This window comes from Butyricimonas sp. Marseille-P3923 (assembly GCF_900184685.1).
GTDB classification, from domain to species: Bacteria; Bacteroidota; Bacteroidia; order Bacteroidales; family Marinifilaceae; genus Butyricimonas; species Butyricimonas muris.
Map to the genome: position 1 here is coordinate 442430 of NZ_FXXL01000006.1, position 20600 is coordinate 463029.

Annotated in this window: 15 protein-coding genes and 3 tRNA genes; 7 read left to right on the plus strand and 11 right to left on the minus strand. The window is 46.0% G+C overall.

All coding sequences use genetic code 11. The features are described from left to right. Positions 1-24 precede the first annotated feature (24 nt). The 5 genes from queA to CS948_RS07725 form a co-directional block, all read right to left on the minus strand. Positions 25-1074: a tRNA preQ1(34) S-adenosylmethionine ribosyltransferase-isomerase QueA gene (gene queA / locus CS948_RS07705; RefSeq protein WP_099291122.1), complete on the minus strand. Its 1050-nt coding sequence runs from the start codon at positions 1072-1074 to the stop codon at positions 25-27. 37 nt (positions 1075-1111) lie between these two features. Then, positions 1112-1828 (minus strand): tRNA pseudouridine(55) synthase TruB, encoded by a 717-nt coding sequence (gene truB, locus CS948_RS07710; RefSeq protein ID WP_099291123.1) that lies wholly within the window; start codon positions 1826-1828, stop codon positions 1112-1114. Next, entirely contained in the window at positions 1828-2616 is a 789-nt protein-coding gene (locus tag CS948_RS07715) for an undecaprenyl-diphosphate phosphatase (RefSeq protein WP_099291124.1), read from the minus strand. The genes truB and CS948_RS07715 overlap by 1 nt, the downstream gene beginning before the upstream one ends. Positions 2617-2685: 69 nt before the next feature. Continuing rightward, on the minus strand, positions 2686-2943 hold the full coding sequence (locus CS948_RS07720) for a DUF3098 domain-containing protein (RefSeq protein WP_099291125.1): 258 nt from the start codon (positions 2941-2943) through the stop codon (positions 2686-2688). A gap of 15 nt (positions 2944-2958) precedes the next feature. Then, complete coding sequence (locus CS948_RS07725; RefSeq protein ID WP_099291126.1) at positions 2959-3825, minus strand: ABC transporter permease; 867 nt, start codon at positions 3823-3825, stop codon at positions 2959-2961. A gap of 244 nt (positions 3826-4069) precedes the next feature. Between CS948_RS07725 and CS948_RS07730 the strand changes: the two genes are divergently transcribed. Together CS948_RS07730 and CS948_RS07735 are read left to right on the plus strand one after the other, a co-directional pair. After that, positions 4070-4145: transfer RNA gene (locus CS948_RS07730), tRNA-Gly, on the plus strand. A 4-nt stretch (positions 4146-4149) separates the two neighbouring features. Continuing rightward, positions 4150-4234: transfer RNA gene (locus CS948_RS07735), tRNA-Leu, on the plus strand. A gap of 156 nt (positions 4235-4390) precedes the next feature. Here the strand turns inward: CS948_RS07735 and clpB are convergent. From clpB to CS948_RS07760, 5 genes are all read right to left on the minus strand, one after another. Further along, positions 4391-6982, minus strand: a complete 2592-nt coding sequence (clpB, locus tag CS948_RS07740; RefSeq protein ID WP_099291127.1) for an ATP-dependent chaperone ClpB — start codon at positions 6980-6982, stop codon at positions 4391-4393. 212 nt (positions 6983-7194) lie between these two features. Further along, positions 7195-8262, minus strand: coding sequence for an S-methyl-5-thioribose-1-phosphate isomerase (gene mtnA, locus CS948_RS07745; RefSeq protein WP_099291128.1), 1068 nt, complete (start codon positions 8260-8262; stop codon positions 7195-7197). A gap of 24 nt (positions 8263-8286) precedes the next feature. Further along, complete coding sequence (locus CS948_RS07750; protein ID WP_099291129.1) at positions 8287-9267, minus strand: hypothetical protein; 981 nt, start codon at positions 9265-9267, stop codon at positions 8287-8289. Between the two features lie 469 nt (positions 9268-9736). Beyond that, positions 9737-11026 carry an MATE family efflux transporter gene (locus CS948_RS07755; RefSeq protein ID WP_099291842.1) on the minus strand — a complete coding sequence of 430 codons (1290 nt, stop codon included), beginning with the start codon at positions 11024-11026 and terminating at the stop codon, positions 9737-9739. A gap of 180 nt (positions 11027-11206) precedes the next feature. Continuing rightward, positions 11207-11291 (minus strand) — tRNA-Leu (locus tag CS948_RS07760). Positions 11292-11480: 189 nt separating this feature from the next. Between CS948_RS07760 and CS948_RS07765 the strand changes: the two genes are divergently transcribed. Continuing rightward, positions 11481-13889 (plus strand): TonB-dependent receptor, encoded by a 2409-nt coding sequence (locus CS948_RS07765; protein WP_099291843.1) that lies wholly within the window; start codon positions 11481-11483, stop codon positions 13887-13889. 24 nt (positions 13890-13913) lie between these two features. After that, positions 13914-14531: an HAD family phosphatase gene (locus CS948_RS07770; protein WP_099291130.1), complete on the plus strand. Its 618-nt coding sequence runs from the start codon at positions 13914-13916 to the stop codon at positions 14529-14531. Here CS948_RS07770 and CS948_RS07775 read toward each other — a convergent pair. Next, the gene (locus CS948_RS07775; RefSeq protein WP_099291131.1) at positions 14488-15858 is read right to left on the minus strand and encodes an MATE family efflux transporter; all 1371 of its coding nucleotides are present in this window, start codon (positions 15856-15858) and stop codon (positions 14488-14490) included. The genes CS948_RS07770 and CS948_RS07775 overlap by 44 nt on opposite strands. Positions 15859-16061: 203 nt before the next feature. Here CS948_RS07775 and CS948_RS07780 point away from each other — a divergent pair, with 203 nt between their 5' ends. From CS948_RS07780 to CS948_RS07790, 3 genes are all read left to right on the plus strand, one after another. Then, the gene (locus CS948_RS07780; RefSeq protein WP_099291132.1) at positions 16062-16619 is read left to right on the plus strand and encodes an RNA polymerase sigma factor; all 558 of its coding nucleotides are present in this window, start codon (positions 16062-16064) and stop codon (positions 16617-16619) included. Between the two features lie 76 nt (positions 16620-16695). Next, positions 16696-17859: a FecR family protein gene (locus tag CS948_RS07785; RefSeq protein WP_099291133.1), complete on the plus strand. Its 1164-nt coding sequence runs from the start codon at positions 16696-16698 to the stop codon at positions 17857-17859. Positions 17860-17968: 109 nt separating this feature from the next. Then, complete coding sequence (locus tag CS948_RS07790) at positions 17969-20575, plus strand: zinc-dependent metalloprotease (protein ID WP_099291134.1); 2607 nt, start codon at positions 17969-17971, stop codon at positions 20573-20575. Positions 20576-20600 lie beyond the last annotated feature (25 nt).

Genomic DNA, 20600 nt, shown 5'->3' on the forward strand with positions numbered 1-20600 from the left:
TTCTATTTGTCTATATATACCTTATCATATAATCAACATGGCATCTCCATACGTGCCGAATCTATACTTCTCCTTGACAGCAACATCGTAAGCCTCCATCACGTGTTCATATCCCCCGAAAGCGGCTACCATCATCAACAAAGTAGAATAAGGCAAATGGAAATTGGAAATAAACGCATCCGGCACGCTGAAATCATACGGCGGAAATATAAATTTATTCGTCCAGCCGTCAAACTCCGTCAACCGTCCTTTCGTCGTCACGCAACTCTCCAGAGTACGCACGACTGTTGTTCCCACGGCACATATTTTATGCTTCTCGTCTTTCGCATCATTCACAATCTTCACGGTTTCCGGTCCCACGATAATTTGCTCCGAGTCCATCTTATGCTTTGTCAAATCCTCGACATCCACTTCCCGGAAATTACCCAAACCTACATGCAACGTAATATAAGCGAAATCAATACCTCTGATCTCCATACGTTTCATCAACTCGCGGCTAAAATGCATCCCGGCAGTGGGAGCGGCAACAGCCCCCTCGTTCTTGGCAAAAATAGTCTGATAGTTCTCGGCATCCTCCGGCTCCACCTTCCGGTTGATAAACCGGGGAAGCGGAGTTTCGCCCAACGCATACAACTCCTTTTTGAACTCGTCATACTCCCCGTCATACAAGAAACGCAAAGTTCTCCCGCGGGAAGTTGTATTGTCAATCACCTCTGCCACCATACTATCGTCTTCCCCGAAGTACAGCTTATTACCGATACGAATCTTCCGCGCCGGATCAACCAGTACGTCCCAGATACGTAATTCCGGGTTCAACTCTCTCAACAGGAATACTTCAATCTCTGCGCCTGTCTTTTCCTTGTTTCCATATAGCCGAGCCGGGAATACCTTGGAATCGTTAAACACGAACACGTCTTTTTCATCGAAGTAATCAATCACATCCTTGAAAATCTTGTGTTCAATCTTTCCGGTTTTTCGATCCAATACCATTAAACGAGCCTCATCCCGATTCTTAGCCGGATGCAAAGCGATTAACTCCGGCGGCAACTTATATTTAAACTTTGATAGTTTCATGCTGAACAATTTTATACATTAACCAAATCCTGCTAAATTACAAATTTTCTCCTAAAATTCCAATAATTTCATCCATTTTAAATCCGTCTTCCACCCGGAAGTCCCCTACACGAGTCCTTCTTAAAGCGGAAAGATGCGAGCCGCTCCCGCAAGTTTTACCCAAATCGTGTGCCAAAGAACGGATATAAGTCCCCTTGCTGCAAACAATCCGAAGCTCCACTATTGGAAACTCCACTTTCAATATTTCAATCTCCCTCACGGTCACTTTCCGGCTTTTCATTTCAACCTCGTCCCCCCTGCGAGCCATCTCGTAAGCACGGACTCCGTCGACACGAACCGCCGAATAAGAAGGCGGGAATTGTTCTATCTCCCCGACAAACTGACGAACAGCTTGCTCCAGACATTCCCGATTGACATGTGTATACGGAAATTCCGCATCAAAAGATGTTTCCAAATCATAAGAAGGCGTCGTGTGCCCGAAAGTTATTTCCGCTACATACTCCTTCTCCTGCCCCATGTACTCCTCTATATTCTTTGTTTCTCTCCCCACGCAAACAATCACGACTCCCGTCGCCAATGGATCCAGCGTCCCCGCATGTCCCACCTTGATTTTCCCGTACCCTTTACGCAGGCAGATGCGAATCTTGTTCACCACATCGAAAGACGTCCAACGCAACGGCTTATCCACCACGAAGACAGCCCCCGCTCGAAAATCATCTCCCTCTCTAAAACGTATATTTCCCCACTCCTTCATTATCCCAATACAATCGTCAATATACCGGCAATCGCGCAATAAATCGCAAACCAGATCAATTTACCCTTCTTCACGATATTGATCATCCAACGGCATGCAATGCATCCCGACACGAAAGCGGCAACAAACCCTACCAGCAAAGAAACCGTGGAGATACCGCTTTGAGAAGCACTAAATCCGCCTTTCATCAAATCAAGAAATGCCTCTCCCAGAATAGGGATTAACACCATTAAAAAAGAGAATTTCGCCACCGCTTCTTTTTTATTTCCCAACAGGATACCCGTGGCAATCGTCGAACCGGAACGGGATAACCCCGGCAACACGGCACAAGCCTGAGCGATTCCGATCACGAAAGCATCCATAAATGATATTTTCTCCTTCACTCGCGGTTTGGCATAATAAGCAAATGCCAACAACAAAGCGGTCACTAACAACATGCAACCGACAACCAATAACCCGGAACCGAATAGCTCTTCCACGTAATCTTTAAAACAAAAACCCACGATAGCCACCGGAATCATGGAAAGAAAAATCTTCAACACGTAGGCCATCTCATCGTTATACTTGAAAGTAAAGAATCCTTTGAAAAGTATTGAAACCTCTTTCCACAAGACCACGATCGTACTGCAAACCGTTGCCGCATGCACCGCCACGGCAAACGTCAGATTTTCCTCTCCCTGTAAGCCAAATAAGGCACTAAATATCTGCAAATGTCCGGAACTGCTTACCGGTAAAAATTCTGTCAATCCTTGGATCACTCCAAGAACCAATGCCTGAAACCACTCCATTTATTAATTAAAAATTGAAAATTGAAAATTGAAAATGCACGCACACTCAATACTCAATTTATATTAATACTATTTCTCCTCTTTTTCCTTGGACTTCCGCATGATTGCCCAAAACACGAAACCGAAACCGAACAGCACAACGATCGGGGCTAACGTGATTCTTCTGAAACTAAAGATATCGTAATTAAACGTTTCGGGAGAATCCGCTCCCCCACCCATCATCAACAGGAATCCGACCACAACAATACCGAATCCGATAAGAATCATCTTGTAATTTTCTTTCGGGATAGGGAATCCGTCTTTTTTTTCGTTTAAAATTCTTGCCATATACTTTATTTTAATTTACGCGTACAACGTGTTCAAATCCTTGTTCAAATATCGCCGCACCGAGAACCATGCCGAGAAGAACGACAACAGCACCCCGGAAAGCAACACGAATCCGACCATAACGACAATGACATCCATGTGCATGATATTAATCACTTTACTCACTTTCTCCTGCACGACAAATATAGCTCCCAATAAAATCAGGTTAGCAATCAACGCACCAAAGAATCCCCGCCACATGCTGCCATACACGAAAGGCTTGCAAATAAAGAACGGCGTCGCCCCAACCAATTGCATTGTCTTGATCAACAATCGCTGGGAATACACCGCCAAATGAATCGTGTTACGAATCAACGTGAACGAGATCAACACCAACACGGCACCCACGATCAAAAACAGCAAAGTAATGCGATGAATATTCTCGTTTATACTCTCTATCATGGATTTCTGATAATATACCTCGTGGATAATATCAAACCGGGCTAACCCCTTCTCGATCACAGCCAACGAATCATTATTCGCGTATTCGGGATTCAACCTGATCTCTATTGACGGCAACAAGGGATTTCCTCCCAATATAGCCTCGAAATCTTCCCCCATCTCCTTTTTAAAAGATTTCGCAGCCTGTTCTTTCGTAATATAAGTGGAAGAATAAACAAAAGGACGGGTATCCAAAATCTTCTGCACCCGCTTGATCTCCGCCTCATTCGTGTTGTCTTTCACGATAACGGCAAAGCCGATATTCCGCCTCACGTGATCTGATATTAACCGGGCATTCAACAAAATAAACACAAGCATACCCACCACGAGCAGCACTAGAGAAATACTGATCGTGGAAACAAAATATGAACCTTTTCCTCTTTTGCTTCCTGTACCTGACATTGTTTTTGTCTTAAAAACTCGACAAATATAATCATTCTACTCCCGAGAACAATCAATTCAAGAAAAAAATCATCACAACTCTTCATCTCATCCCCGAATAACTCCATGAATAACAGATTTTAAGAAATCAATTAAAAAAATCTGCCGCATTTTCTCCTAAAACCTTTTGCACGTATTAAAAATTGCCCTATATTTGCAATCGCAAAAATGGAAAGCGTTCCTGTCAAATTTTGCAAGCAATTATGCGAAAATAGCTCAGTTGGTAGAGCATAACCTTGCCAAGGTTAGGGTCGCGGGTTCGAGTCCCGTTTTTCGCTCCAAGTTGCTCGAGTGGTGGAATCGGTAGACACGCGGGACTTAAAATCCCGTGGCCATTGCGGCTGTGCGGGTTCAAGTCCCGCCTCGAGTACACGGAATTTTAGAGAGTTAGCATTAATTGCTAACTCTTTTTTTTATACAATCTCTATCTGCCAACTTCAATGATTCACCACTAAATCATAAATAAAATTAGAAAGGTGTTCAACAACACTTGTCAAACACCTTCTATACACTTATTTTAGTATTCTCACTTATTCTCGAAGACAATCTTGTCATCCTTCACGTCTACCACGATACGGCTGTCCCGCGACACCTCCTCCGCCAATATTTGCTTGGACAACTCATTCAGCAATGTACGCTGTATCACCCGTTTCACGGGGCGGGCACCGAATTGCGGATCATATCCGGCTTCGGCAAGCCATTCCACGGCTTTATCCGAAATTTCGATAGCGATACCGTTATTCCCCAGCATCTTCTTGACTCCGTTAAACTGCAAACGCACGATATCCACGATCTCGGACTTCTTCAACGGGGCAAACATCACGATCTCGTCAATACGGTTCAGGAACTCGGGACGAATCGTCTGTTTCAGCATCTCGTAAACCTCGCGATTTGTCTTCTCTAACACCTCGTCCCGGTTATTCTCGTCAATACCTTTCAGTTTATCCTGAATAATATGCGCGCCGATATTTGAAGTCATGATGATAATCGTATTCTTGAAATCGACCACCCGACCTTTATTATCTGTCAAACGACCGTCATCCAACACTTGCAACAAGATATTGAACACGTCCGGGTGCGCCTTCTCGATCTCGTCGAGCAACACCACGGAATACGGTTTCCGCCGAACAGCTTCCGTCAACTGTCCGCCCTCGTCATATCCCACGTATCCGGGAGGCGCTCCGATCAACCGGGACACGGAATGACGTTCTTGGTACTCGGACATATCTATACGGGTCATCAATGACTCGTCGTCAAACAGGAACTCCGCCAATGCCTTCGCCAACTCGGTTTTTCCGACACCCGTCGTTCCCAAAAAGATAAATGAACCGATCGGTCGTTTAGCATCCTGCAACCCGGCACGATTCCGTCGTACCGCATCAGCTAATGCCGCGATCGCCATTTCCTGACCAACCACCCTCTTGTGTAATTCATCCTCCAGATGCAACAACTTCTGCCTTTCACTCTGCATCATGCGGCTCACCGGAATCCCCGTCCATTTAGAAACCACGGCGGCAATATCATCCTCCGTCACCTCTTCCCGGATCAGCGATTCCCCGTGCTTCATATCCGCCAGCTTGGCCTTTACCTCCTCGATTCTCGCCTCCGCCTGCTTGATTTTACCGTAACGCAACTCGGCAACTTTACCGTAATCGCCTTCGCGTTCAGCACGACTAGCCTCGAACTTGTACTGCTCTATCGCATCCTTATTCTTCTGTATCTCGTCAATCAAGGATCGCTCGGACTCCCATTGAGCACGCAATTTCGTGCGTTCTTGGTTCAAATCCGCCAATTCCTTCTGAATCTCGTCCAATTTCTTACTTTTGCCATCCCGCTTGATCGCCTCTTTCTCGATCTCCAACTGCTTGATCTTACGATCCAACTCGTCAATCTCTTCCGGCACGGAATTCATCTCCAACCGCAGACGGGCAGCCGCCTCGTCCACCAAGTCAATCGCCTTGTCGGGCAAAAAACGATCGGAAATATACCTGTGCGACAACTCCACGGAAGCAATAATCGCGTCATCCGTGATCCGCACTTTATGGTGATTCTCGTAACGCTCTTTCAAGCCACGCATAATACTGATCGCACTCATCACGTCCGGTTCGTCAATCATCACCTTCTGGAACCGGCGCTCCAACGCCTTGTCCTGCTCGAAATACTTCTGGTACTCGTTCAGCGTCGTCGCACCTATCGCCCGCAAATCACCCCTTGCCAATGCCGGTTTCAGTATATTCGCCGCATCCATGGCTCCGTCGGATTTTCCCGCACCGACCAAAGTATGTATCTCGTCGATAAACAGGATAATTTCTCCCTCGGAAGACAACACTTCGTTAACCACGGCTTTCAATCGCTCCTCGAACTCCCCTTTATATTTTGCCCCGGCAATCAAGGCACCCATATCCAAAGAATAAATATTCTTGGATGCCAGATTCGAGGGTACATCCCCGTTCACGATACGCTGCGCCAATCCCTCGGCAATAGCGGTCTTACCCACACCCGGTTCACCAATCAGAATCGGGTTATTCTTCGTTCTCCGCGACAATATCTGCAACACCCGGCGTATCTCGTCATCCCGCCCAATCACCGGGTCGAGTTTCCCGTTTCGGGCACGTTCATTCAAATTGATAGCGTACCTTCCCAAGGCATCGTAATTATCCTCCGCCGATTGGGAATTTACTTTCGACCCCTTCCGCAACTCGTTGATCGCTTCCCGGGTTTCTTTCTCGGTCATACCCGCATCCTTCAACATACCGGACACAGGATCTTTCACCGACAACAAGCCTAAAAGAATATGCTCCAATGAAGCATATTGGTCACCCATCTCTCCCGCCAGCTTCGCAGCTTTCTCCAACACCTTGTTCGCCTCGTCGGACAAATAGGGGGAACCTCCCGATACCTTCGGGTAAGCATCCACGATACGGTCTAACGCCGCGACAACATTCCGGCTATTAATACCCAATTTATTAAAAATAAAAGTGGTGATATTTTCGCCCTTCTCCATTATCCCCTTCAACAAGTGACCCGTCTCGATCGCCTGTTGACCTTTTTCCTGCGCCAGCTGCACTGCAGCCTGCACCGCCTCTTGCGACTTAATTGTATAATTATTCATGTTCATAGTCTCAATCACTCCTTTCTGCGTTAGAAATTACAAAGTATATACCGAAACTCACGCCCAAAAGTTTCACGATTGAAATATGAAATCAACAAACGCCACATCTCACTGATAATCAAGAAATAAAAGAAGCATCGGGAATTTTTCCATTTCGAGAAACACTTCCCCGTGCCCCCACGTCTGTCATTTTGTCTTTAAAAACACTAATTATTATGTCAAAATGTCTTTTCTTTCCACATCCTTAACGTCTCCCCGAAAGGCGGATAAGCAATCCCCCGCTCCGTGATAATCGCCGTGATCAAATCAGCGGAAGTCACGTCAAAAGCCGGGTTATACACCTTCACGCCTTCGGGCGCCATTCTCCGGGCATACCATTTCTCCGTCACCTCCTCGCGGGCACGCTCCTCGATCTCGATCTGTTCACCCGTGGGACATCCCATGTCTATCGTTGAAGTAGGTCCTAACACGTAAAACGGGATACCGTAATATTTCGCCAATACCGCTACCCCCGAAGTACCGATCTTGTTCGCCGTATCCCCGTTGGCTGCCACCCGGTCACACCCCACCAACACGGCCTGCACCCGTCCCTGCTTCATCACCGTTGAAGCCATATTATCACAAATCAAAGTGACATCCACCTCGGCCTTCTGCAACTCATAAGCCGTCAATCGGGCTCCCTGCAATAGAGGGCGAGTTTCATCGGCAAACACGGAAAAGGCATATCCCCGTTCTTGTCCCAAGTAAACCGGAGCCAAAGCCGTCCCGTACTCGGACACCGCCAAATGCCCCGCGTTACAATGCGTGAGCAACCCCATCCCCGGGCGCAGCAACGACAACCCCCACTCCCCGATTCGCTTGCAAGCCGCGGCGTCTTCTTCCCGGATTGCCTCAGCCTCCTCCCGCAATACCCGCTTCCAGTCCTTCACTCCTTCTCCCCGATGTCGCAATAACCGGGCTTCCATCCGGTCTAACGCCATAAACAAATTCACCGCCGTGGGACGAGAGGATGCCAGATACTTCTTTACCTTCACGAACTCCCGATAGAAACTCTCGAAATCCGTCACCTCTACTCCCTGCATCAACACGGCAACCCCGTAAGCCGCTGCCACCCCGATAGCCGGGGCTCCCCGTACCTTCAACGAATAAATCGCCTCCCAAATCTCCTCCGCCGTCTTCAACGCCAGATAAACCTCCCGGTTCGGCAAGCACGTCTGATCCAAAATCACCAAAGCGTTTTGCCCGTAATCCGCCCGAACGGTTAGCATCGTAAACAAATTTCCCATATCCCAATAGTTTTCCGGATTTCTTTACTTATCAACTTCTTTAAACTTGTCAACAAAGGTATCCAAATTCTGAATCAAATAATCATCTTTTGCCCGGTAAAGGAGATTTCGTTCAGGCTTGAAAAATTGCCGTACACCGATAATAACATTCCTCTCCCCGATTTCGACCAAATGAAACGGTTCATACACATCTTTCACCCCCGTCACCGTATGTCGTTTTGAAATAAAATAACGAGCATCTTCCTCCTTGGACATATTATCCCTCGTCAACACATAAAATGTCGAATCCGTATCAAAAATCACCCCACATCTACTGCTTAATACAAAAGCAGGATAGACAAGCTGCCCGAATTGGTATATATTATCCAATTCCAGCAACACACGCCCACACCCATCCCATTTCTTATAAAAAATATGATATTTATTATTTTGATAATAATACATGAATCTCTCTGATATCTTATCATGATTATCTTTCGGCCTGTATATCTTATTCGCTAACACCTTATTCACCAAAAAAGAAACTTTCCGGTTCAGGACCTTATCTATTTTCGCCCTGTCCAAAGAAGTTTCAGTATGAGGCCCCCAGTAACGAGTCTCAAATGTAGTATCTCGTTGTTCCCTAAAAACACTTTCCTTGTTCTTTATTCCATGCTCTATCAGCTGAAGCGTTTTCGTCGCATTATACGTTTTCGCCTCCAAGTTAAACAAAAGGGTATCACCCGTACTTCCTCGTCTGCACTGAAGTTTATACCGGGGAACAATATCGTCCACGTAACTATGTTTAAAACTTAAAACAATCGGCTGTCTATAATCCATTTCTCTTGAAAGTATCTCTACCAACTGACCGATAATTAAAGCCTTAAACCTTTCCTCGTGTCGATTAAAGCCAAATTGACACCACACCTCCACGTTCCCGTATTTATTTGTCATTATCACATCCGAATGTCCCCAAACCGGCTTCATTACACAAAATAACAAAATCAGCACAAAACAACCTTTCATTTTACCTCTTTTCATATTATCATTCATCTCACTATAAAAAATTTAACTGTAAAGTTATAAATTTTCCTTCACATCTTGATAATTTAAATCATAAAAGGAAAGAGGGAGCCTTTTGATGTAACCACGAAAAGTGATACAACAAACATCTCATCCCGCATGAATGATTTGCAAAAGCAATAGGGAAAGAATAGCAAATAATAATACCATATAGGTTACTCCTTTGTAAATGGCTACCCTACCACATTATCTCTTTACCATCAACACACAAACACATCAAAAACGACCGCAAGCGTTCATGCTACGTCCATGCTTCGAAGATGCTACGTTCTTGGTCGGGACAATCCATAAGCCTACTTCGAACAAACGATAGTGTATTACCCTGAAAAAGTTTACCGTAAACTTTAGTAAACCTACATCAGCACTATCCAGAATATCTTATTTCATTGAATCTTCTCCAAGTTCACTATTTTCACTCCAAAGAAACATCGCGAAATTTCAAGTGAAAACATTTACGATAGTACCACATCCCGACAATATCAGCCAAGAACCAGCCGACAGGCACCGCCCACCAGATACCCACCACTCCTATTGCCGGAAGCGCAGACAAGACATAAGCCAAGACGACACGGGTTCCCAGCGAAATGACCGTTAAGACTACGGACATTCCCGGCTTTCTTATCCCCCGATAGAAACCGTATAACAAGAACAGACAGCCGATGCCACAATAGAAAGCCCCCTCGACACGCAGGTATTGAACCCCGATCGCGATAATCTCGGACTCTGTCGCGGGGACAAAAATAAGCATCAGAGGACGGGCGAAAATGAACACGAGCAAGGAAATAAAAAGACAGAACAACATTGTCGAAATGACCGCCACACGGATTCCCTCCCGGATACGCTTCGCCTTCCCTGCTCCAAAGTTTTGAGCGATGAAAGTTGAAAAAGCGTTACCAAAATCCTGAACGGGCATATACGCGAACGAATCAATTTTCACCGCCGCGGCGAATGCCGCCATGACAGCGATCCCGAAACTATTGATTAAACCTTGCACCATCAGAATACCGAAATTCATCACGGATTGCTGCACGCAGGTCAACGAGGAATAAACGGCAATCTCCTTTACTGTCGCCCATTTCATCCGCATATCCTGACGGCGGATTCGAAATTCCGGGAATTTCTTTATCGCGTAAAGACAGAGCCCGACTCCCGACACGGCTTGAGCGATGACGGTAGCCCATGCCGCACCGCGAACACCCCAGCCAAACAAAAGAATAAACAACAAGTCAAGAACAATATTCAACACAACAGCGACAGCCAAGAACCATAACGGCACAACCGAGTTACCGATGGCACGCAACAGGCAAGCATAATAATTATAAATAAAAGTGAAACCTATCCCCCAAAAGATAATCCACAGATATTCCCGCATCAACGGGTACACGTCTTCCGGCACCTGCAACAATCTCATGATAGGATCAATCCAAACAAAAGCGATAATATTCAACAACAAAGTGACAGCCCCTATCAATACCAAGGCAACAAAAGCACTACGTTTCATCGCTTCCTTATTTCCCGAACCGTACTGAAGCGAAAAGACTACCCCGCTTCCCATGCACAACCCTAAAAGTACCGAAGTCAAGAAGATCATCAAGGCGTACGCGGAACCCACCGCCGCCAAAGCGTTTGCCCCGAGGAATTGCCCCACGATCAGGGTATCCGCGATATTATATAATTGTTGTAATAGATTGCCCAGTATCATGGGGACGGCAAACCATAATAATCCAAGAGATATATTGCCGGCTGTCAAATCACGAACCTCTTTTTTATACCAATTGCCATACTCCCTTCCGAATACCGTTAATACATTTTTTTCAAGTTTCCCACAAAAGAAAAACCCTCTCAATCATTCGATTCAGAGGGTTTTCTTTCGATTTTTTTGTACCCAGGGCGGGAATCGAACCCGCACGTCTTTAAGGGACACTGGATTTTGAGTCCAGCGCGTCTACCAATTCCGCCACCTGGGCTTGAAGACGGGGACAAAAGTAGTGCTTTTCTGTCAAACTCCAAATATTATGACGTTTTTTTTACGAAAAAATGTCATAATATTTTTCAGCCCGGTATACGGCAGGATTCGGTTTTTCGATGAAAACGGGGCAAGATATAGTATAAGTCGATGTATTTTAACTACATTCGCGATAACGATATTTAAACAGATGAAAGCAGTTATTCGATTTATTCTTGCCCTATTATTTCTTGTCCCCGTGATGGCGCACGCGCAGCAAAAGGGAATCGTGAAGGGGCGCATATTTGACAGTAAAAATAATGAACCGGTTCCTTTTGCCAACGTGGTGATCTGGAAAACGACCATAGGGACGGCGGCCGACGAGAACGGGTATTTCCGGATAGAGAATGTGCCGTTAGGATTCAATCGACTGGAAGTGAGCAGTGTCGGGTATAACACGAAGCTATCGGAAGAATTTATGGTTAACACGGCTTCCGAGCGCACGGTGAACGTGGAGCTGGAGGAGAGTTCGGTGAGCCTTGAACAAGTGACAGTGAAAGCCGATCCCTTCCGCAAAACGGCGGTGAGCCCGATGTCTTTGCAGCGCATCGGGATTGCCGAGATCGAGAAGAACCCCGGCGGGAACCGGGATATATCGAAAGTGCTGCAATCCATGCCCGGCGTGCTTTCATCCCCGGCTTTCCGCAATGACTTTATCGTGCGGGGCGGTGGTCCGAGCGAGAATCGTTTCTACTTGGACGACGTGGAATTACCGAACTTGAACCACTTCGCCACGCAAGGGGCTTCCGGTGGCGTGGTCAGTATCGTGAATATTGATTTCGTGAAAGAGGTGAACTTTTATTCCGGTGCTTTTCCGGCAGACCGGGGAAACTTGATGAGTTCGTTGCTCGACTTCAAACAAATATCCGGGAATCCGGATAAAATAAAAGTACGGGGAACTCTGGGGGCTACCGATTTCGGGGTATCGCTCGACGGTCCGCTCGCCCCGAAAACGACCTTTATCATGTCCGCGCGAAGGAGTTATCTCAAGTTCCTGTTCGACATGATCGGGTTGCCTTTTCTCCCGGTGTACAATGACGTACAGTTCAAGACGACAACGAATCTTTCCCCAAAAAGCGAATTGACGATTCTGGGTATCGGGGCTTACGACGTGAATAATTTGAATAAAAACATGAAAGATCCCGACGATGACCAGAAATACCTGCTCGATTATTTGCCGGAAAGCGTGCAATGGAGTTACACGCTGGGTGCCACGTACAAGTATTACGGGAAGCGTTGGAATCATCTTTTCGTGCTCAGCCGGAGCACGCTGCAAAACGAGATCGAGAAGTACAGCCGGAACGACAAGAGTCAACCGAAACTGGTGGACTATACCTCGGGAGAAACGGAAAATAAATTCCGCTTCGAGCACAATCGCCTGACGAAGCAAAACGTGAAACTGAATTTCGGGGCAGGCATCGAGTACGCCACCTACAAGAACAAGACACAAAGGGAACTCTACACGCGAGGAGAGTTACAAAACATCCGCTACGACCGGAATTTCGAGTTTTTCAAATGGTCGCTGTTCGGGCAAGCCAGTAAAAGTTTTTTCCTCGAACGCCTTTCCCTGTCGTTCGGGGCACGGGTAGACGGGAACAGTTACACGTCGGGCATGAGCAACCCGTTGAAACAGTTCTCCCCCCGCCTCTCCCTGTCCTACTCGCTCACGCCGGAATGGTTCGTCAACGCGAGTACGGGGCGTTACTATCAATTGCCTTCCTACACGACCATGGGGTACGCGGACGAAAACGGGGAGCTCGTCAATAAACGGAACGGGGTGAAATATATCGCCACGAACCAATACGCGGCGGGAATAGAGTACCGTCCCGGCACCCGGACACAGATCACGCTGGAAGGTTTCTACAAGACCTACGACAAGTATCCCGTGTCGCTCGCCGACAGCATCGTGCTTGCCAACAAGGGGACGGATTACGTTGCCGTGGGTGACGAACCCGTGAAGTCGCTCGGCGAGGGACGGGCATACGGGGTGGAGCTCATGATACGCACACAAGAATTTTTCGGCATCGTGGCTTCTGCCGCCTATACCTATTTTTACTCGGAATTCAAACAGATGGATCACAACTTGCGCCCGACATCCAAGTATATCCCCAGTAGCTGGGACAACCGTCATATCTTTTCGCTCACCGCCACCCGCAAACTGGGGCTTTGGGATGTCGGCATGAAATGGAGGTACACAAATGGGGCTCCCTTCACTCCCTACGACCGAGAAACGAGTTCACTGATCGTAGCGTGGGATGCCAAGAAGCAACCTTATCTCGATTACTCTCGTTTTAATAGCGAACGGGCATCCTCGTTCCATCAACTGGATATTCGGGTTGACCGGAGCTTCTATTTCAAGAAATGGTCGCTTATCTTGTATGCCGACATACAAAATATATACAACCACAAGACGAAAAGCCCCGATCTCCTTGTCCCGGAAGAGGATGCGAACGGAAGCTACCGGGTAGACCCCGATCGTCCGGGGCACTACCTGATGCGATATATAAAAAATGACACGGGGACATTACTTCCCTCTGTTGGCATAATTGTTGATTTCTAAAGTAAAATAAAATATAAGCCGATTATGAAAAACATTATTTTTGATTTAGGAGGAGTGGTAGTCGAATGGAACGGAGAACAAGTAATCGACTCATTTAAAGGGAATCCGACGTTGATCATGAACATCAAAAACAAGGGATTCTTCAAAGACTATTGGACTCAATTCGACAAAGGAATTCTCGGGCGAGAAGAACTCGTGAACAAAGTATCCGTGCTCACCGGAATATCCGCCAAAGAATGTGATGCTTTCGTGGAACACGTGAAACGCTCGCTGGTACCGATTCCCGAAACAGAAGAGTTAATCAGGCTATTGTCCGCGCAAGGCTACAAACTGTATTGTCTATCCAATATGTCGCTCGACTTTTACGAGTATCTCAAGACGCGGGAAGTGTTCAACTATTTCGACGGGCAGATTATCTCGGCGATAGAACACATGGTTAAACCGGACAGGGAGATTTACGAGTTGATATTGAAACGATATCACTTGAAACCGGAAGAATCACTATTCATAGATGATCTTGCCGCGAATGTCAAAGCCGCACAGGCTCTCGGCATTAACACGGTACATTTCTCGGATAAACAGAAAGGGTACAAGGAAATCAGGGAGAGGTTGGGGAAAAAGGTTTCAAATTTTTCTTCCTGATAAAGTAATAAAAACGACAACAGAGCATAATGCCGGTCAGGGTGAGCCCGAGAGGATAACCCGTCCAAACCCCTTCAATACCCCAATCCAGAACGAAGCCGCAAATGTAAGAAACGGGCAAAGCGACCACGAAGTAGCCGATAAAGGAAATGACAGCCATAGAAGTCACGTCCGAAACGCCTCGCAGGGCATTGGCAAAGATAATTTGCAGACTGTCGCCGAATTGGTAAAAAACGAGGATCACCATCAACACGGCAACCAAGTCTACCACCTCTCCCGATGAAGTATATACCAGTCCGATATGTCCCCGTACCGACAGGAAGAATATGGAAACGGTCAAAGCCAACAAAGCTAACAAGTGGATTCCCGCCATGGTTGCCCGTTTCACGCTCGCGATATCTCCCCTACCGTAAAAGTTACTTACCCGTATCGAAACCGCAGACCCGACACCATAATACACCATAAATCCAAGGGTGGATATAGAGGCTACCACCTGATGCGCCGCCAAAGCGACCGTGCCCAGCCAACCGATCATTACCCCGCTGATGCTGAATAACGCGGTTTCCATCCCCATTTGCAAACCGACCATGATTCCCATACGATTCAGCACCCGCAAGTCTCCCGAATTATACGCTGTCCGACGATACCCCACCAAATAACGACGATAGGACAAACGCCGGAAAAACAAGACGGCGAACGCGACAAACATGAATACCCGGGATGCCAGCGTGGATATTCCCGCTCCCGTTAAGCCGAGTGCCGGAAGCCCGAAAGTCCCGTAAATCAGAATCGTGTTCCCGATAATATTCAGCACGTTGGCGGAGAGCATGATCCACATGGAAGTCTTCGTGTCCGTGATGCCGTCGGCAAATTGCTTGAAGCTGTTGAACATCATCACGAAAACCAACGAGGCTAACTGTAACAGGAAATAAGGCCGAATGAGCGGCAGTAACTCTTCCGGCTGTCCCATGCGATGAACATTCAAGAAAACCACTCCCATGATCAACGAGAGCAACACCCCGATCATCAAATTAGCCAACAGACTGTTGCGCAAAAGACCGCCTACCCGGAACTTATTCCCCCGACCGAAAAATTGCCCGATCAAAGGAGTCAACCCGTATGAGAAACCCAAGCCGAAAAGAATCGGGATATTGAACACGCTATTCACGAACGAGGAAGCCGCCAGATCAGCCGTACTGAAATGTCCCACCATAATATTATCCACCAACCCGACCACGACAACCCCTAGCTGTCCCAACACGATAGGCACGCCTATCTTAACCGTTTCCGAGTAATGCCGCCCGTATTTCTGTAACCAATTGCTCATGCTGTCCGTTTGAAAACACAAAAATAGAGATATATCCCAAAATATTCTAACTTTGCCCCGAATGATTGTTTCAATTTATAAGGCAAGACTCTGACAGGCGATTTTGAAAAAAATATTTAACCGTTGTCACCCGCGGGTGAATATTATTTGTCTCAAATGTAGGGATGGTATGTGAACAATGAAGATTAAAAAGACAAAAAGAGATGGAGGAAGAGACTAACATGCATTTATTCTCGACAGATGAACGTAGCAAACAACTGTTTACCACGTTTTATCCCGCGTTATGTCTTTTTGCCAACCGTATCTTGAATAATTTTGACGAGGCCGAGGATATCGTTCAAAATGTTTTCATTACCTTGTTACATAAAAAGGTGAAAATAAACAAAATAAACTCACTCAAAGCCTACCTTTACAGTTCGGTACATAACGCTTGCATTAATCACTTGAAGCATCAAGCATATATCACTGAAAAAATGAAAGACTTCGAGCAAGAAGTCTATGAAGAAAACAGTTACCTGCTTCAGCGAATCGAAAGCGAGATTATGGAAGAAATATTCAGTACCATCGAGAAACTTCCGGAAGAATGCCGGAAGGTCTTCAAACTAAGCTACATCGACGGTATGGAGGTTTGTAAAGTTGCCGAAACCCTTCAGATCTCAGAAAACACGGTGAAAACCCAACGCCTGAGAGCACGCAAATTCTTGAAAGAAAATTTAAAAGACTTGTTCCCCTTATTAGTCATTATTTTTCCTTGTTTTTAAAAATCTTCGAAAAAATAATACCCTCTGTCACCCGCGGGTTCAATTCTTTTGTCTTAAGGATAAAAGACGCCATAAAATGAGAAAAGAATCCGACATACAGAAAATTTCCGAACTAATCTTGAAACAGATGAGGCAGGAAATCACGGAAGAAGAAAAACTCTTTCTCGCCAATTGGTTGAAACAATCGAATAAAAACCAAGAATTATACGTTCGTATACAAAACGAAAACTATATACTGGAACAATATCGATTGAAACAAACGATTGACACGGACAAGGCATGGAAACACGTGACTTCCTTTCCCCGAAGACGCGTATCCCGCTATTTCGGGTATGCGGCAACCATTCTCCTTCTTCTCGGTACCTATTTTATTTACCGGATAGAAAGCCGCACGGAAATAAAGCCAAAAGATGTAGTTGCCATGAAACCGATTCAACCGGGAGTGGGCAAAGCCACCCTCATCGTGTCGAACCGGGAAGAGATACAATTGCACAAGAACTGCCAACTTGAATTAACGGATAATTCCGGGACAAAATACCGGAATGATTCTGCCACGTTATATTACCAAACCGGAACACCCGAGAATACAACCGCCCAAACGGATAATATCCATACCTTGGTTATCGGCAGAGGGGGAGAATACAGCGTCATGCTGGCGGACGGGACGAAAGTACATCTAAATTCCGATTCCAAACTCCGGTATCCGGTTACTTTCACGCGATCCGAACGCCGGGTGTATCTCGAGGGAGAAGCCTATTTTGAAGTCAGTCGGGATGAGCGACACCCGTTTATCGTGGAAGGAAAAGATTTTGCCGTACAGGTACTCGGTACAAGTTTCAATATATCCAACTACAAGGATGATGACGTGTCGCGGGTCGTGTTGCTGGAAGGTAGTGTACAAGTTAAAAAAGCAAACAAAAACTATAAACTGAAACCCGACGAAGCCCTCGAAATAAGCGGGGACGACATCAGCATCAAAAAAACAAACGCCAGAAACGCCATATCGTGGAAAAATGATAAATTTTATTTCTCCAACGAACGGCTGGAGGTCGTCATGATGAAATTGGCAAGGTGGTATGATGTGAACCTGTTCTACACGAATCAAACCATTAAAGATTACCACTTCACGGGTTTCATTCCCAAATATGCCGATATCACAAAAGCATTCCGCGTGTTGGAACTGACCGCTGATGTAAAATTTGAGGTAAAAGATCGAACAGTGACTATTATGAGGATATAATAATACAAATTAAATAGCTTATTATTAATTATTTATTGATTCGAAACACGAATCAATTCGGGTGTTGTGTGCATAAATCACACGTATGTAAAAACTTAAAAAAATTACCATGAAGTACAAATTGTTATTATTGCTCTGTTTTTTCACAGTAGCGTTCTTAACTGAAACAGAGGCTTCTGCCAGAAAGAAAAAGAAAGAAACGGCAAAAACTCCTGTCAAAAAAGAAAGTGCTTACGACAAGCTCTTTAAAAAAGACCACACACAAGCAAAAGGACTCATCAATTTACATCGGGTCGATAATAAATTGTATTTTGAACTTCCCCTTCAACTTTTGGGAAAAGACATGTTACTGGGATCGACCGTAACGGAAATCAGTGATAACGGGGATGCCATCGTGGGACAAAAACCCAAAGAGCCGTTGCACATACAATTTACCATGATCGATTCCACGATTCAATTAAGGCAAATTTTCAATTATTCGATCACACGCCCTGAAGATAAAAACATTGCCAATGCCATCGAGAAAGCCAATATCGGGGCTATTATCGGGGTTTACAAGGTTGAAGCCTACAACCCGGACAGTACGGCGGTGGTCTTCGATATCACCAAATTGTTCGTGGGTGATAACAAAGACCTCGAACCGATCGATGATTACGGTGCCAATACTTACGGGGGATATCTGGTCAGAAGCAGCCGCTTCCAGCAAGACAAATCTTTCCTCGGGGAAATCAAGGCATTCGAGGATAATGTTCTCGTGAGGAGCCACCTCTCTTACGAGTGTGATATCCGCGGAGGACAGAACTATTACGAATACAAAAAACCGCTTACGGTAGTAGCAACCCGGAGTATCGTACTCTTGCCGGAAATCCCAGCGAGACCCCGTATCGCGGATCCGCGAGTAGGAATATTCCCGACCATTAAAATCCAATACACGAACACCGACAACAAGGCTGTTAATGTTTTTTACGCCAACCGTTGGAGACTGGAACCATCGGACGAGATCGCCTTCAAAAAAGGACAACTCGTGGAACCGAAAAAGCCGATTGTTTTCTACATCGACGATAATTTCCCGGATATGTGGAAAAAATACATCCACATGGCAGTAGAGGACTGGAATCTGGCATTTGAAAAAATCGGTTTTAAAAAAGCTATCATCGCCAAGGATTTCCCGAAAGACGATCCGGAATTTGACCCGGACAACTTGAAATATTCCTGCGTACGTTATGCCCCGACATGGATGGCTAACGCGATGGGACCGTCATGGACAGACCCCAGAACAGGAGAAATCATTAACGCATCGGTATATATCTATCACAACTTGATCAGCTTACTGTACAACTGGCGCTTTATCCATACCGCCGCGGCTGATCCGGATGTACGTTACAAGATTCTCCCCGAGCAAGTTATGGGTGAGGCCATTCGATACGCGAGCCGTCATGAAGTGGGGCACTGTCTTGGTTTCATGCACAACATGGCAGCCTCGGCTTCCATTCCGGTCGAAAAACTGAGAGATCCCGAATTTACACAAAGGTACGGTACCACGGCATCCATCATGGACTACGCCCGTTTCAATTATGTCGCACAACCCGGCGATAAAGAAAGAGGCGTGAAATTAACCCCGCCGATTCTGGGAGAATACGATTATTTCCTCATCAAATGGAGTTATTCTCCGCTTTTAGACGCCAACTCTCCCGAAGAGGAAACGACAACATTAAACCAATGGGTGCGCGAAAAAGCCGATGACCCGATGTACAGGTACGGCAAACAACAAATCTGGACACATTATGACCCTAGCTCTCTGTCCGAAGATTTAGGCGACGACGCCATGATCGCGTCCGAATACGGTATCAAGAATTTGAAATACATCCTGTCGAACTTGAATAACTGGTTTACCGACAGCGACAAAGACTACAAGCACAGATTCTCTTTGTACAACGAGATAGTACAACAATACGTGAGATACTTGAATCACGTGTATGCCAATATCGGCGGTATTTACCTGACGGAAAGATACGAGGGAGATCCTCGTCCGAGCTATGAAGCCGTGCCGAAAGAGAAACAAAAACGGGCATTACAATTCATGATGGCACAAGTGAGAGATATCGACTGGATCGAAAATAAAGATTTGTTGAAGAATTTCACGCTTATCGGTTCCCCGAGTTCGGACATCCAATCCGAAGTAGTTTCCCGCATCGTGGACGGAGTAAGCAAACTCCCCCTCTGCGTGGCAAAAACAGATAAAGATCCCTATACCCCGGAAGAATACCTGAACGAGATTTATAACTTCGTGTGGGCTACAACACTAAAAGGCGGAAAAACCCAAGTGGCAGATCGTAAGTTACAAGACGCTTTCGTTTCCGCATTAATCAGCAAAAGTAGCGGTTCCGGTTCCGGCGGCAGCATCATGATCGGGATTACAGACGCCTTCAAAGCGATCGAAGTTCCTGAATATATCAAACAAAAAAGCATCGAGGATTACGGACACGCCGCACTTGAATATGCCGCTCCTCAAGAAGCTAACGACAACGGAGAGGTCAGCGGATTCGGGTTCCTGCAAGCCGTTAATTACACGACTTCGCCTTCCGTGTCACACATCTATTACGGGATGTTGCTAAAAACCAAGAACCTGTTGGAAAAGAACATAAATCATCCCTCGCTGGAAACCAGAAATCATTACCAATTATTGTTGCGTCGGATTGACAAAGCGATGAAATAGCCTGTAACCTTTTTAGTAATGATAA